Annotated in this window: 8 protein-coding genes and 1 pseudogene; 4 read left to right on the top strand and 5 right to left on the bottom strand. The window is 60.9% G+C overall.

All coding sequences use genetic code 11. The features are described 5' to 3' along the window. Positions 1-290 precede the first annotated feature (290 nt). Together avs3b and avs3a are read right to left on the bottom strand one after the other, a co-directional pair. Positions 291-974: an AVAST type 3 anti-phage protein Avs3b gene (gene avs3b, locus AC1DYN_RS04025; protein WP_477957818.1), complete on the bottom strand. Its 684-nt coding sequence runs from the start codon at positions 972-974 to the stop codon at positions 291-293. Next, on the bottom strand, positions 952-7,209 hold the full coding sequence (gene avs3a / locus AC1DYN_RS04020; protein ID WP_477957817.1) for an AVAST type 3 anti-phage nuclease/ATPase Avs3a: 6,258 nt from the start codon (positions 7,207-7,209) through the stop codon (positions 952-954). The genes avs3b and avs3a overlap by 23 nt, the downstream gene beginning before the upstream one ends. Positions 7,210-7,993: 784 nt before the next feature. Here avs3a and AC1DYN_RS04015 point away from each other — a divergent pair. The 3 genes and pseudogenes from AC1DYN_RS04015 to AC1DYN_RS04005 form a co-directional block, all read left to right on the top strand. After that, entirely contained in the window at positions 7,994-10,972 is a 2,979-nt protein-coding gene (locus tag AC1DYN_RS04015) for a TrlF family AAA-like ATPase (protein WP_477957816.1), read from the top strand. A gap of 97 nt (positions 10,973-11,069) precedes the next feature. Further along, entirely contained in the window at positions 11,070-12,821 is a 1,752-nt protein-coding gene (locus AC1DYN_RS04010; protein WP_477957815.1) for a hypothetical protein, read from the top strand. 257 nt (positions 12,822-13,078) lie between these two features. Continuing rightward, positions 13,079-13,393: pseudogene (locus tag AC1DYN_RS04005) on the top strand (H-NS histone family protein); the annotation flags it as partial. Positions 13,394-14,042: 649 nt separating this feature from the next. Here the strand turns inward: AC1DYN_RS04005 and AC1DYN_RS04000 are convergent. After that, positions 14,043-14,852 (bottom strand): metallophosphoesterase family protein, encoded by an 810-nt coding sequence (locus tag AC1DYN_RS04000; protein ID WP_477957814.1) that lies wholly within the window; start codon positions 14,850-14,852, stop codon positions 14,043-14,045. After that, on the bottom strand, positions 14,853-15,314 hold the full coding sequence (locus AC1DYN_RS03995; protein WP_477871419.1) for a hypothetical protein: 462 nt from the start codon (positions 15,312-15,314) through the stop codon (positions 14,853-14,855). Between the two features lie 177 nt (positions 15,315-15,491). Between AC1DYN_RS03995 and AC1DYN_RS03990 the strand changes: the two genes are divergently transcribed. After that, positions 15,492-15,827, top strand: a complete 336-nt coding sequence (locus AC1DYN_RS03990; protein ID WP_477936341.1) for a helix-turn-helix domain-containing protein — start codon at positions 15,492-15,494, stop codon at positions 15,825-15,827. 160 nt (positions 15,828-15,987) lie between these two features. Here the strand turns inward: AC1DYN_RS03990 and AC1DYN_RS03985 are convergent. Then, on the bottom strand, positions 15,988-16,163 hold a 176-nt coding region (locus tag AC1DYN_RS03985; RefSeq protein WP_477957883.1), incomplete at its 5' end, for an ATP-binding protein.

Raw genomic sequence — 16,163 nt, 5'->3', positions numbered from 1 at the left:
TAAGTGGAGTAGAGCCTCCTATGGCTGCGACCTCAGATCAAGATGACTTGGCCGGACGCATACCACGGCCTGGGCCATACCGTGCATCTTGAGCTGGCGCAGCATGATCACGAGGGCCGCCACCGCAGGGTCTTGCGTGGGTCAGTTCTGGATGGAAATCAACAGTCTCGCTACTGGCGCTCGCGAGGAGGTCTTTGGAAGCCCCTGCAGGCGGTATTCAAAGACGTGCAATCCACTCTCGCTAATGTCAGCCCTGCATGGCGCTTCTCCGAAGGGCGAAACCTCGCTCGTCAGCTTTCCCAATCGCCCACGCCTGGACGAAGCGTCTTCCTCATTTCGGCTGCCAGCGCCAAGGCAGCATCTGCAAAGTGCTCCAGCTTTTCGATTCGCTTGAGCATCGCTGTCTGCTGGGCCTCTTCCTTGGCCTTGGGAAGCCCGTCTGCGACGAACCTGGAAACGCTCAGCTCGACAGTGACGTCTAAGCCGCCCTTGACAGCCTCTGCAAGCCACAACTTCACAGAATCGGCCGACCTCTCGGCCGCGGCGCTGAGTGCGTAGCGGATCAGCTCTCTCGCTGAGTGATCGAGGCCAATGGCAAACTCGAAGAGCTTCTTCTCATCCTCCGTGGCGCCGTCAAGCTCTTCGTCACGTGGGACGTGGGAGAAAAATCTAAGCTCATCTTCGTCATCCACACCTAGAGACTTGAGCGTGCGCAGGAGCGGGTCCAATTCCCTGAGCGGCCTCATGTTCGGAGGTAGAGTGTGTCGGTGCGCCCAGAGCTTCAGAATGAGTTCAACGCATTCAGCTACGGCGGCATCTCGCGTCGCCCCGCCGGGCGCCCGTTCTGCGGCGGCGATCTTCTCAGCGACTAAGTGCGCCATCCACTGAGCCACGACATCGTCACCAAGCATCAAGCCGGCAACGATCCGCCTGCCGAGCTCGATGACTGCCTTAGAGCGAGCGATTGATTCCATCGTTGCCGATCAAGTAGTAGCGGTAATAGGGCCAGTTGTAGAAAGAGTATTCGTCATCGCCGGCCTGGTCTTTCGGCGGCTTGCGACGGACACTGACGCGTACGATCAGGCAGTCGGACCGACCATCCAGTAGTGCGCAAGTGAACTTGTCGTCGGCGCTTAGCCGATTGCCAGTAAGGGCGTCACGCTCTTCTCCGTAGCCGACGCTGCGTGACCAGGTTTCGCTCCTCATCGTGCCGCCTGATGAAAGCGTCCAAGACCTCGCGTCTGGATCAGTCGTCGGCTTCAAGGCGTCAAGGATCGTCGGGCAAGGTCGCGGACCCGGGCTGGCTAGCTTGCCGGCCCAAGGGTCGTATTCGTCAAGGCGCAGTGAGTCGCTACCTGCCGTGACCCATCCGAAGAGCCGCATCTCCGGGTCACCAGAATCCCCTCGGTTGCCGATGTGGTCCGCGTCAGGCAGGTAGATGCTTCCTGGGTCAGGACTGGTCTGCAAGGCTGCCAGGAGAGCCTCTGCGTGACGGGAAGGAACAAGCACCGACGCTACTGACACGCTCTCACCATTGGCTGCATCGGTAGTCGTCCAATGCCCCCAAAGGACTTTCATGCCATCGTCTGTCGTCAACTGATCGTCCAGGTACTGTCTAGTCACCTCCCAGCACCATGAGGCATTTGATCGAGCTCCGCTCGTCGCGCCGGAGATACGGATCTCGGGGTCGCGCCGGTCAGCGAGCCACCGGTCGTCAGCGCGAGTCAACAACTGTTCCTTCAACCAGTCGTCAAAAGGGTTGTCCTCTTCTTCGGCGCGGCGGCGTATCGGCTTGGTCTTTAGAAGCAACCCAGCCACCAGCATCATGGCGTGATAGGACTGGTAGACGACTATGTCCTCTGTTTCGGGCATGGTGCCATGCGAGTGCGATGTTTCTCGTCCTCGATAAAGTCCGCGCTTATAGCGCTGATCATCGACATGCCTGTGAGGTCCCAGCGACATGCGCCCGCGCAAGGCTGACCGAGCTCGCCGCTCGATGGATTTCTCGTTCAGACCGAAGATACGGCCCAAGGGTGCGAACCAATATGGGCCAATGTCGATGCCGAAGTAGTACCTCTCGTCGTCATACGCTGGATCCGCATCTGAAGCGACGTCGTCAATGACGTCCCAGTCGCCTCTCGCGCACGTCTCAATGGAGAGCTCGGAGCGGTTTGCATCGTTCACGACAGCCAACAGATCCGTCGGCAATGCGCTTATCGCGTGGAGGCGTTTCAGTGCGTCTGACGCGAAATGCCGAATGACGACGTGTTGCTCCTTCGCGGCGGCGGCCAGAAAGGCAAGAAACGGGGTGACGGCGTGGGGTGCATCCATCGCGCCCCGTGCCAAGGCAAGACAGAGCCATTGGCGCGCGTGCCACTCGTAGAAAGTAAGCCCGCGGTCAACGAATGGCGTTGGGTCAGCAATGGTCGCGCGAGCCGCAAGCGCAGACAGCAGGGATGTCCATTCGAGTTGGAGGCAGTTGCGGATGCAATGGGTGTGTTCCCAGCGCTCCGCGGTGGAGGGCCGCGCTAGACCCGCCCAGAGGTAGCCGGCCAAGGCCTCCTCGCATGAGGATGAAGGTGCCAGCGCGTCGTCCCACGGTCCGTCACCGTCATTTGCCTCCAGAACGTCTTCCAGCAGGTCAAAGCCGAAGTTCAGGACCTCATCGGCCTCGTCGGAGTTCAAGTGCAACGCGAGCGGGTCAACCAAGTGGAATAGGTCGTTTGCACCCAGCGTATCGAGCCGCGAGAGGTACCCTTTGATCCGAGCGGCCCCGACTTCCCTTTCCGTCACGAGGCCCGCTGCGTAGAGTGCATCGAAAGGACCTCCACCCCCCCAGCCCCGGCGTCCAACGCGGTTGGGTTCACTGGTAGCAAGCGCGAGGACTGCTTTCCTCAGCTCATTGCGAACGGACTGAAGCCTCTTGCTGGGCTCCGACAGGTTCCGGGCCACGTCGATGAAGTGGTACAGGTCGAACCCGTCATCAGAAAGGATTGCGCGAAGGTACCCATCGATCTGCGACAAGGTCGCACGCTGGCACCCTTGTTTGTAGAACTCCCCAACGTACGTGCGATGGCCATACTTCTTGAGATTCCGTCGGGCCGCGTGGACAGCAACTGTGTCGCAAAGATCCAAACCGCTGAAGATTGCATCCCAGTCAGGTTTTTCGATGTCGTCGTGGAGTGCTTCCCAGGGCGCGGGAGCCTTCGTCGCCGCTTCAATGGACTCATTGGCTTCTGATGCCCGAAGCAGGCGCTCCAGGTCTGGAAGTACAACGTCGAGTGAGTCGGCCAGAGTCTCAAGCTGGCGCCAGGTCGACGCGTCGGTGAGATGGATGCGAATGAACCGATAGGCAGTCTGAAGAATCAACGTCTTTCGATCGGCGTTTGGCTCTGCATCGATGGCAGCCTTGGCGTCGTCGACGCGCTTCCATCCTCTCACGGTGCCGCTCAGCGCAATGGGGGCCCCCTTCGGAAGGTGCTCGGTGGCGACCAGCCTGTAGATCGCAATCGGGAAAAGATCGCCGGCAAACCCAAACGCTCTATCTCGCCACCGACTCAGGATCGCCAGGCTGGATGATGGGCACAGACCGACCAGGACTTCAACGAGTCGATCCCAATCCATGTACTTGTCCCGAGCCATGTGCTCGTAGGTGAGCTCCGCTATCCGCGCCAATCGATAGGCGGTCCGAGGCCTCGGTTTGTCTAGGCGGTTTGCTGCATCAGCGAGATCGAGAAACGTCGTCCACCGCGACAGGTGCTCTTCTCCAATCTTGCTCGCGATGTCGATTGCCTGGTTGAAGTAAACGGCCGATTCCGACTTGTTGACGCAAAAGATTGCGCGCGCCAACTCCTGTAGATCGTCGACGCGCATCTCCGCATCGTTGCGCGACACGGACAACTGGGCGAAAGCCCTGGTGCTGAGCTCCAGAGACAGGTCGGCCAGGCCGTTTGTCCGCGCGGCGACACGACACATCGCAGTGAGGCTAGTCGAGTGGATTCGGTCTTGCTCATCGACCCATTTCAGGAGCGCCTCGGCCTGAGCTGGTTGAGCAGCCCCCGCGTCGCGCAGAATCTGCGTCCATTCGACAGCAGCAATCATCTCGAGATTGAAATTTTGCTGGTAGTCCCTTGATGAAGCCGATTTCGTCTGCCTCAGAGCGGATTCAATTTGCTGATTGAGATCGGCAGGCAGGCGGCGACACGCAATCTCGGCGGCCAAGACGAACCAGGCGAGGACGCCTCCAGTTGCGAGTTCGAGCAGAGTTGCTTCCCGCCCTTTGCTTTGAGATCGCGCTGGCTCGAACTCTTGGCGTACTTCTTTCGATGCGAGGTCGATCAGCGCAATTCGCTGACCGCGCAGCGCCGCCTCCAGCGCGTATGCCCTGACGAGCTTCACGCGTTCGGAGTCGAAATCGTGGAGCTGGCTGGGCGGATCTGCCGGCAAGTAGCGCCGGAGCACCGCAGCCCAAGTCGCATCGTCGCGCGGTAAGCGTCGCAGCGCTTGTGTGATCGCAGACCTGACAGCATCCAGCACGTCGCTGCCCAGCTTCCAAGAGAGATCCTCGTCTTGCAGCTTGACCTTGGGGGTCGTCAAGATATCCATCAGACGGCGCAACGGCTCTTCCGGTAACGGATGGGCGACTCGTGTTGCTTCCGCAGCGAGGCCCAGCAACATCCAAACGTCCCCGTCGGCGTGCTCGGCAAGCTCATCCAGCCGCTTGTAGTCGCCGAGATCCGCCAGTCGGGCGGCAACGAGTTTCGTGGTGTTTAAGACGGTCGTTCTCGGACGCCATCCCTTGAGGAATCTCGCGGACTCAGCGGGGCCTCGCAGCCTCAAAAGGCCGATCGCGAGTTCAGCGCGATCGGCGTCGTCGATCGCGTTATCTCTGCGGCGCTTGCGAGGCTGTTTGCTCCAAACGACCAACCACTCCCAGGCCATGCGCAATCTGCTCGTAGCCTCGGGAATGAGGTCGTCGCTGCCGGAAAGCAGCACCGCCTCGTATGCATGATGTGAGCCAAGAAATCCGCCGCCGAACGTGCGTCTAGAGACAAGCTCCTCGATGCGATCCGCAGCCAGCAGGGCGCTGGCAAGATCCGTGTTCTGCTGTATGAGGGCATTCTGGCGAGCTTCGCCAGCCACTTCTCCTCCGACCCTCAGCGCGAGCTTGGCAGCAGCCACATGGCGCCCTTGCTGTAAACAAGCTCTGAGGGCGAACATCAGGCGTTGAAGTTCTACGTCTCGTCGTTCTAAAGGGTTGAGCTCGGGCAGGCTTTCATTCGAGAGTGCGAGTGCGATCAGTTCGTCCATCCGGCCCGCGGACAGCAACAATTGAGGCAGCGCCGCCGCAACGTACGAACTGCTTACCGCGAGGGGCTTCAGCTTTGCGAGGAATGCATCGAGTGCGGCCGCATCGGGCTTGAACGTCTCGTTGAACCAGGTTTCCGCCGGTTCGTCCAAGAAGTGCAGGCCCGCGTCCTTGACGAACAGTGGGCGCCCAAACTCAGTCGCGAACGTTCGCACTGCGCTCTCGGGCACCCCGGCGATCTGGGCCAAGATGGAAATCGGTACCAGGGGACGCAGTACCGCAAGACCCCTGCAGATGAGGTCGATCTGACTCGCTTCTGTCGGGCCCGACTCGGCTTTCAACCTGTCGACAGCCTTGGTCAGCAGGCCTCCGATTGCGCGCTGAACTGTCGTTGGCGTTGGCCCGAGTGCCATGAGCATGTCGCCGATGGGCGGGACACCTTCCATAGCCAAGGCCTGAACCCGGGGGTTGTCACTGCTGAGATAGGCGAACTCCGCGGTCTCGGCGTCTGTTGCGTCTGGGTAGGTGAGCCGTAGATGCGTGGCGCTCTCCGTCTTAGAGAATGACTCCAGCTTGATCACAAGAGTGTCGAGTGGAGCCCCCAGATGCTCTCGACGGTGGGATCGACACGTGAAAGCCAATCGCACCCCGTCGGGCATGTCAGCGTTGATCAGGTCATATACAAAGGCGCGCTCACCAATCTCATGTGCGGCCATGTATGCGTTGTCAGCTGCATCGATGATGATGCAAAGGCTCGCTTGGGGAGTACGAGCCCGTAGAAGATCGAGCGCTTGCTTGAGCCGTGATACGAAGGCTCGCATGAACGCTTTGGGATCGGCGCCCGTGGACGGAATCAACGGAAGGCAAAGCTGCTGGGCTGCAAGTTCATTCGCGATCTGGACGAGAGCGTCGCGATACCGATGGCGGTACTTCAAGGCCTGGCGGTACGTCCCGTCACCAAAGCAGTCGTACAGCACTGCGACCGACCCCTCGGGCATGGCGCGGGCCAGACGTGCCGACAGAGTTGACTTGCCCACGCCACCGTCTGCATGGATGACCACGGGGCGTTGCGCGGCAAGCAACGCCGTCAGTATGTCCGCCTGCTGCGCCCGCGGGAGCACCTGTTTTGGCTCGGAGATTAATGAGGGCGCAGGCAGGAGATCGATCTCAGTCACTTGCAAGACGCGAAGCACGTCGTAGAGCCGGATCGAACGGTCCTTCGCCCCCTCGTCTGCGGCTTTGCGAGTGACCAACTCCTTCAGTTGCAGGGGGGCGTCAGCGTCTGGCTCCGACATGTACGCGCTAAGATCCTGGCTCAGCAGATTGCGCTGCTCCCACAGATCGGGCTCGCCGGCTTCTACCGAAAAGGCTTTAAAGAAGCGCTGCACATTGCCGCCTGCCGGCTTCGCATAACGCATCAGCAGGCGGGCAGTTGCACCGTGGCGCGGTGCCTTAACGCCCGCGGCGATGTCGGCCAAGGCTTCAAGAACGCCTTCGTCGATTGGTCTGTTGGTCAGAAAGCTGAATCTCACCCTCTCGGCCAAGACGTCGATTCCGAGCGTGTTCTCCAAGTCCTTGAAGCGTTTGGCGAAACCGGCCATGGTCTTGGCCAGACCGCTCGCTGTCCACGACTGGTGCGCCTGTTTGGATGAATGCTTGAGCTGTACATAACGGATGGCCTTGGCCTCAGTCAGCTCCTCGCTTCCGTAGTAAAGGCCGACGTCAATGACCTCATCGCCAGCGTCCGTCGAGGCATCACCTTCGGCCAGCGATGCCCCTTCAATCGACACCGCCACAAGACCGTCTTTCCCGGCAAGAAGCCCGAGGCATTGCCGAGCAGCCCACTGATAGTGGAACTGGTCTCCGCTTCTAGAAGGGCCTACAGAACCTAGTGTCGCCATGTGTTTTGACGCTCCCTGCAATGTTTGTCTTTCCGCGAAGCATACTTTTGGCGCCGGCGTACCACTTACGCTAGTTTGCCCCCTCCGCTGGGGCGATGACCGCAGCGAGTACAAGACCGTGCCGTCAGAGTCAGAAGTTGAGTGGCTGCAACCGCAGCGTGGCCGCGAAGAATGTCTGCGGGGCAAAGGACTGCTCGGGGTCGTTCGCGCGGATTCCGGCCAGAGAGAAGCAGTCCAGCGAGTAGGAAGGGTCTTCGCCGACGCGCAAACCGGTCCGAACGTCCTTCGTCGAGCGAGAGCAGCGCGCGCATCGGGATTGCGCTGCGCAAGACATCGCGCAGCGGCTTCGCGTCAAGCCGGCGAAGCTCGACGACATCGAACAGGACGGCAACGCGTTGCCGTAGATCAGGTCAGTGCCATACGCCTTCCGCCTAGGGGCAGTGACAGGCCGGCAACGCGGTAGTTCTGTCGGCAGTCGATGGGCATGGTGTGTGATACTGAATAGGCGGAGTGAACGGCCTTTGAGCACAAGCCCGGCGGCGTTGCATCCTGCTCTGTGCGGATGTCGCATCGGCCTCGTCGTGCGATCGTGTTGGGTCGCCGCGAGGCGACGGCTGGATTGCGCACAGGATGAGCGGCGGTGTGGGCTTGCAGCGATTCTTCTTCGCCGGGTTCAATTGCTGCGGCGCGATCAGATGGCGTGCGGCACGATGGGGCCAGCGCTCGGCGGCGTTTCGAACAAGCGCACCGTCACCGCCGAAGAGATGAAGGGGAGGAGTGCAGGATGATCACGAGCGGTTCGCAGTGGCATCGTTGGGACCCGCACATCCACGGGCCTGGCACCGTGCTGAACGACCAGTTTGGCGGCGACGATCCGTGGGCGGCGTATTTGCAAGCCATCGAGTCGTGCACGCCTCGCATCGAAGCGCTCGGCATCACCGACTACTACACCACCAACACCTACCAAGAGGTGCGCCGCCACAGGGAACAAGGGCGTCTGCCGGGCGTGAAGCTCCTGTTCCCGAACATCGAGCTTCGCCTCGACGTGGCTGCCAAGACCGGGTTCGTCAATCTCCATCTCCTCGCGAGTCCTGAAGATCCAGACCACGTGGAAGAGATCAAGCGCTTCCTGTCGCGTCTGCATTTCGGGGCGCACAGTGACCGCTACGACTGTACCGAAGTCGATCTGATCCGGCTGGGCAAGGTGTCCGATACATCGATCAAGGACGATCGCAAGGCGCTGGCATACGGTGCCACGCAGTTCAGGGTCAGCTTCGACGGGCTGCGCAACGCATTCAAGGAGAGCGCTTGGGCGAGAGGAAACATTCTGATTGCGGTCGCGGGCGCGAAGGGCGACGGCACCTCGGGACTGCAGCAGGCTTCAGACAAAACGATCCGTCAGGAGATCGAAAAGTTCTCGCACATCATCTTCGCGGGTAGTCCGGCGCAGCGTGAGTTCTGGCTGGGCCTGAAGGACGTCACCGCTGAGCAGTTGCTGCATCGGTACGACGGCTGCAAACCTTGCCTCAATGGCTGCGATGCGCACGATCTTGCGACCGTCGGACGGCCTGCCGAGGACCGGTACACCTGGGTCAAAGGCGCACTGACTTTCGAGGCGCTGCGCCAGGCCTGCATCGATCCGCATGGCCGCGCCTGGGTCGGCAGCGAACCGCCCAAGGGGGCGATGCCTTCGCAAGTGATCTCTCAGGTCCGCATCGATGACGCGTCGTGGATCACAACCAACGACATACTGTTGAACGCTGGGCTCGTCGCGATCATCGGCGCGCGCGGGTCGGGCAAGACCGCGCTGGCCGACGTGATCGCCGCCGGGTGCGGCGCGATCTCCGAGAGAGCGTGGAATGCGGACGAGAACATCAGCCCATCGTTTCTCGTCCGGGCGCGTCCGCTGATCGGCGATGCACGCGCGGCATTGTCTTGGGGCGGTGGCGGTGATCCGTCGGTCTGCTGGCTCGACGGTAGGGACGCCGACGACCTTGCATATCCGCGCGCGCGATATCTGTCGCAACAGTTCGTCGAGGAGCTGTGTTCTTCCAAGGGGGCCTCGGAAGGGCTTGTACGCGAGATCGAACGAGTCATCTTCGAGGCGTACACGCAGGACGGCCAGGAGGGCGCCTACAGTTTCGAAGAGCTGCGCGACCAGCGGACGGTGCGCTATCAGCAGGCTCGCCGGCTGGAGGGGGAGGCTATCGTGGCGACCTCGGATCGCATCGCCGTGGAACTGGAGAACGAAGCGCTCGTCGAGGCCCTGGCCGGACAGGTGGCCGCGAAGGACAAGCTGATCAAGGGCTACACCGCGGACCAGTCCAAGCTCGCGATCAAGAAGGGCACCGAAGCACAGGTTCAGCGTCACACGGCACTTGCCGAAGCCGTCCTTTCCCTGAATGCCCGGGTCAACGCCCTTGGCGCGCAGCGCCGGACCTTCGTTGCGATGCAAGACGAGGTGAACAACACGCGCAACGCCAGGTCGCCCGAAATGCTGCGCGACGTGATGTCCAGGCACCATGGCAGCGGGCTGGATGCAAAGCAGTGGGACGACTTTCTGCTGGTCTACAAGGGCAACGTCGACTCGGCCTTGACCGGCTACATCACCTGGGGGGACAGGGAGATCGCCAAGATCAACGGGACCGTGCCACTGCCCGGCGATCTAAAGGTCCCGCTGATCCCTTTGGATGCAGACCTCAAGCAGTCGACGATAGCGCTGCTGCGGGCCGAGATGGCGAGGCTGGAACTGTCCATCAGCGCCGACAAGGTGGTGCAGAACCAGTACGCGTCGCTGTCCAAGAAGATCACGACCGAGAAGGCCGCGCTGCAGACACTGAAGACCCGGCTGGACAACGCGAAGGGCGCGTTCGATCGTCGCAAGGCGCTGCAGCGTGAGCGCGACGAGGCGTATGGACGTCTGTTTGCCGCGGTGATCAACGAACAAGAGGCGTTGATCGAGTTGTATGCGCCGCTGATGCAACGGCTCGATGCGATGAGCGGAACGCTGAAGCGACTCAGCGTCAAGGTCAGGCGTATCGCCGATGTCGCCCGCTGGGCCGCCGAAGGCGAGGAAGAATTGATCGATCGCCGCAAGGCCGGCTCGTTCTACGGGATCGGTGCGTTGGAGAAGATCGCACGCGCGGAACTTCAGCCGACGTGGGAGACCGGTTCCGCACGAGACATCGAAGGCGCGATGTCCGCCTTCATCACGGCGCACTACAAGGAGCTGCTCGCGCACGCGCCGTACGCGCCGGCCGAGCAGGAGGCGTTCCGGCATTGGTTGAAGCGGTTCGCGCAGTGGCTGTTTAGCACCGACCACATTGCTGTCCAGTACGAAATCCTCTACGACGGGATCGATATCCGCAAACTCTCACCGGGAACTCGAGGCATCGTCCTGCTGCTGCTCTATCTCGCGCTCGATGACTCCGACGACCGCCCGCTGATCATCGACCAGCCCGAAGAGAACCTTGATCCGAAATCGGTGTTCGACGAACTGGTCACGTTGTTCGTCGAAGCGAAGGCCAAGCGCCAGGTGATCATGGTCACGCACAACGCGAACCTGGTCATCAATACCGATGCCGATCAGATCATCGTGGCGAACGCGAGCCCTGCAGCGGACGGCGGCTTGCCGTCCWTCAGCTACGTCGCCGGCGGGTTGGAAGATGCCGGTATCCGTGAGGTCGTGTGCGACATCCTCGAAGGCGGCGAGAAGGCGTTCACCGAACGGGCGCGTCGCCTGCGGGTGAAACTGCTGCGCTAAAGCGATGGTGGAAACGTTACAGCCCGATTGCGGCGTGGGCGGCGCAGCGCGGGCTCAATAGACTCTCGCAACGTGAATCAGACGCTCGAACGATGTGATGGACGATATTAACGCCCAGGGACTATCCGATGCAAAAAAGCGCCTTCTTGTGCTTGCATTGGACCGCTCGGTCGCGCCTGGCAGCACACTGCCAGCACTGAAATTCCGAGTCGAGCATCACTCGGACATCTCGTCTCTCGACGAACTCGAACGAGAAGGCATGCTGAAGCGCGACGGTGGCAACTACATCGTGTCCGCTGCAGCACTACCTCAGGTAGGCTCCCCAAAGGCAATCCTTTTGCTCGGGCAGATCGAGCTGCTCTATGGCGCCCTGCGTCGTCGCTACTTTCGTGATCAAGACCGCCAGGTGCCCGTGGTGTCATTGGCCGATGAAGTCGGAATGTCTCGAGCAATCGTCGACGAGGCCCTTCAACGGATGCGGGACGTTTCGATTTGGTGCGCGGGCGGCAGCACCGACCTGCGCTTGGTGGATGCGTTCGTGACGCCGGCGGAGGCGATTCTCCAGTACGAGACGTACGGCGCGCTCCTTGAACAAGTCCGGAGGTGGAGCAACCCACCGGTAGTGTCGCCGCTGCAAGCTTTACTCATCGATCAGCAGGAGAGGGAGCCTTCTGGCCCAATAGTCGCGCTTGACGTAGAACGCGAGCTTTCGCCGAGCCAAGCAAAGGGTCTCTTCGCAGCACTCGAAGGGCTGGAAGCCTTGCGCATCAAGCCGAACGACTACCTAGACGACCCAGAGCCGCGCGCCTTCATCGACAACGTCCTGACAGGCATGCTGAAGACGCTGAAGGCCTACTGCGACTCCATCGGATGGCCTCGGCTTGCAAAGCAATTGGCGGATCTGATCCCGCAGCGGGGAGCCGCGCTGGAGGACATCGATCTCATTCAGGGTTTTATCGTGCCAGAGGTTCGCCGGCTTGCTATTGTGCGTATCCCGGAACCGACACCGCAGGTGCAAGTGCCGGCGCCGGTGACAATGTCTACGACTACGAACTCACCTGCTGATTTTCTTGCTGCATGGCCAGCCGTGCGCGCATGCCTCCAAGAGTTGATCTTCTACGACATCAAGGAAGTCACTGGCTTGGGTGGCCTCGACGTCACGACACTCGCTCACCTTGATCAGAAGCAGCAAGGGGGCGCCTCGAAAGGTCAGCTCATGACCGCGGTGGACCGGCAGTACGCCAAGATGCTACCGAGCGCTCGAGAGAAGTTCCTGACCATCATCATCGAAGAGGTCCTGCGTCGTAGGCCTCAATCTCAAGAGAAATTGTCGGAGTACCTGGATCGGCTGGGGTGGTCGTTTGTCGATCAGACGCTCGTTCCCATCCAGGTGCTGAGCCCTCAAACGCTCGATGACACGCCCGGGGAGTGTCGGAAGGACCTCTTGAAGGCAGCGCAGCGATTCAGAGACGGTGATCTGTCCGGCGCGATCTCTGCAGCATGTGGGGCCGTGGACTCGGCGACCGCGATGGTCTACAGGCAGATGAGTCTCGGCGATCCCGCCGACGCCTCATTCCAGGAGGCGTGCAAGAAGGCGGCACAGGCAAAGGGCGTACTGACCACTCTCGACGAGCAGCTCAAAGAACTCGGTTGGCCGCAGTCCGAGATCGTGCCGTTCCACAAGAACCTCGAGGGTGCATTGAATCAAGGGGCCTACGTGATGCAGACGCTGCGTTCCAAGATGGGGGATGTGCACGGTTCCAAGCCCATCCTTCGATCAGTAGTCTTCGACTGCCTGCGGTGGGCAGAGCTAATTGTTGGATCGCTGGTGGCCAGAGAACTCGGCTGACTTGGTCTAGTGTGGTGCGTCGTTCCGTTCTTACTTGTCCTTGCCCAAGTGCCGCTGAAGTTCCTGGATCTTTCCAACGTCCGCATCGAGGCGGCCAGCGGACGGTGGCAGGCTTCCGAGTGATAGACCGCAACCGCTGGGCATAGCAGACCTTGGCCTTGGGCAGGGCGCTTGTCGACTTCACAGCGGTCCGCTAGCGCTAAGCATCAAATCGAGGCGAGAATGGCCCATTCCGATACTTCGTTGGAAACATATTCATGAAGACCTATGCATCGCTAAAGGCTCAGATTGTCAAGTTGGAACGGGAGGCCGAGAAACTGCGGAAAGCGGAAGTGGCCGGCGTTATATCAAGAATCAAGGAAGCCATTGCCGCCTACGGATTGACGCATGAGGATCTGGGTCTGGCGCGGAGCCTCGAAAAACGGGCGGCCGTCAAGGGTCGACGCGAGGCCAAGATCACTGTCGGAGCGCCCAAATACAGGGATCCGAAGTCTGGCAAGACATGGACTGGGCGAGGCAAGCCTCCGAATTGGATTGTTGGTGTGAAGAACCGCAACCGGTTCCTGATCGATGCTTCGGGATCTCCGTCGAGTGTTGAGTCTTCCAACGAACCAACGAAGCGCAAGCGGCGCGTTTCTCGAAAGGCGTCAACGCCAGCCGCTCAGTCCGCCGCAGTACAGATTGAGGGTGGCGTGGGCACGCAGTAGAAGTGGCGACCTGGCACGCAGCGCGTCGAGCGCTCATCCGGAGCATTTGCCTTCGGTGCCGACCAGTTCGCAGATCTGCACAGTGCAGCCGATCTCTACGCCGAGCGCGTGATTGGCAGCGACACGCGCTGAACGACGATGAGTAATCTGCCCTGAACAACTCGTTGTCAACCGGCGACTGAAGCGCGAGGTGCGGCAGGAGGCCTGAGCAAGCAGGCGATGAGCAACGAGAGCCATACGAGGGCCGCCGCTACAGGCTAGCCAAGTACCCGCAGGTACCGCAGGATCATCCTCAGGTTGTGCCCGGCGCCGCACAGCACGGCGTGCATCGCGTCACCGAGTTCGCCGTGCAGCCAGTTTGCCGCCGAACGCACTGCCTCTCTTCGCCCAATGCGTCGCGTTGCGCGCATGACGGTGGATGTCGACGGCCTGTTCCACCGCGTCGTAGTTCACGCCAGCCGGCCGGATCGGCCGTGCGACGAGCTCGAGGTGGAATCGCCGAACACGAGGAGCCTCATTCTGATGCCCTCAGTTGTCGCCGACGTGCATCGTCGATCTCGCCCGGCACGACAACCTCCCATCGGCCGTCGGGCCACAGCGCCGAGACGCCACGCAGTCCTACCCCGTGGCTTTCGAACCTTTGCTGTACCCAGTATCCAGAGCTGTCCTGGTTGTCGTGATGATGTCCGTGGACCGCGTATCGCGCACCGAGTAAGTCTGCCAGCTCGTCGATGGCTCGGAAGCCCGTTCCCTTGCCGCTGAAGTCGCAGTGGTAGGAAGGTGCCTCGTGCGTCACCAGAATGTCCGCCTGCATTTCTGCCAAGGCGTCGTACTCCTCTTCGAAGATGCTGGCCCAGTGCTTGTGGTGCACCTGGGGAGCCGCCGCATTGTACGGATTGAAACGGTACTGTCGCGGGGTCACGCGCTCGAGATCCAGTCGAGAGTAGTACGTTGATCGGCCTCCGTTCTTGTCTCCGACCATCGGGTACCACACATCGCCCCTGAACACGCCGGCGAGGCCGGCCAAGCGTAGGCCTCCTTTCAGCGTAACCACGCGTCCGTGTACGTTGTGCGGCTCCGTGTTCCGGTTCCAGACGCGGCGGGCTAACACCTGGCTGTCGGCATCGTGGTTGCCTGCAACGAAGTACCACTCGATGCCGTCCTGTTGCAGCGAAGCCATCACCTCTTCAAGAGGGCAGGAAGGCTCCATGTCCCCGAGAAGAACGACGTTCGACGCACGGGTGCGACGCGCGCTCTCGAGGATTTGATGAAACCGGGAATGCGGATCCCCGCAGAACAGGATGGGGCGTGAAATGGGCGGCATCTACATGCAGATCCGGGCGACGAGGCGTCGCTCACCAACGATCGGCGCTTCATCACTCGGAAACGTGCCGTAGAACTGGGCTCCGTATGCGTCCTCCAGGATCACAACCTGTTCGTCCGATGAGGCGTTGAGCGCAGTCCATACGCTTCGAATGTCACGAACCGCCCAACCGTTGCCATCCGGCTGCGGCACGACTTGCTGCAAGGAGGCAACCGCCTGCTGTGTCGGCGGCGACGTCTGGGTAGCTTGCGTCAACGCCTGCGGGGTGATCAACTCAATGAGGTCGTTGTCCCAGCTGCAGCAAACGGAACGCAAGCAGCTGTTCTCACCCTCGCGGATCAGGTACGTGACGATGAACCAAGGTAGCTGAAGCGAGAGTTCGACTGTCCGGTAGTAGCTGGACCCGGGCGAGCGAAGGAGCGGAGGGACGGGAAATTCGAACGATTTGTGGCAGACAAACATCGGCTGAAGAGCGCCGCCGGACTCGGTCCAGCAGCTGAGTTTTTTATAACCAGAAGTATCTGCAGTCGCTCGAGATCTGGCGAGCTCGTTGCCCTTTGTGCTACCGCGCAGCCTGTGGTTAGATTCCCTTTCCGAATACGCGACGGGTACGGCTAGTCTGGCTGGCTAAGGGTCGCCATGTTCAAGTCTCTAAACAGCCGTCATCAGCAAATCTTCCTGGAGCTTCTGCGGAGCAACCGCGAGTCCGTCAAGCTGCGCCAAGCCGACCTGGCGCAGCGGCTTGGCCGCGGCCAAGCCACGGTTAGCAAGGTCGAAAGCGGCGAACGCCGGCTCGATGTGATCGAGCTGCGTGCTTGGCTGCGCGCGCTGGAGGTTGACTTCGTCACGTTTGCCGTCGAGCTGGACCGACGCTTGCAGGCTCATCCCATGTCCGACAGCCGGCTCCGCGGCGCTCGGCGGACGGACCCAACTACGCGCCCGCAGGGCACTGTGCCGCCCCGACGACGAACGTAGATTGGCTCATCGTTTGCATTCGATGAGTTATTAATAACGTGGCCTCAATAGGACATTTGCCGGACCCTCCGGCAGATGTCGACACGTTGTTGAGTTCCACGGAGAGCTGACCCGGGTTTTCCATCCAATGTTGACCCACCCGTTTTCGAGCCAAGCTGGCTCACGTTGTGGATAACTTCTTGGCTTTGGACTCCTTCTTGGGCAGTGTGGGTTGAGCGGAGCTGTTCTTGAAGCGGTAGCTGTCGTTGCCGGTCTCCAGGATGTGGCAATGATGCGTGAGCCGGTCCAGCAGCGCAGTGGTCATCTTCGCATCGCCGAACACGGTGGCCCACTCGC

This window comes from Rhizobacter sp. P2_D12 (assembly GCF_056404395.1).
Note: the sequence above shows the minus strand (reverse complement) of the source record. Positions and strands in the feature narration are given on the sequence as shown.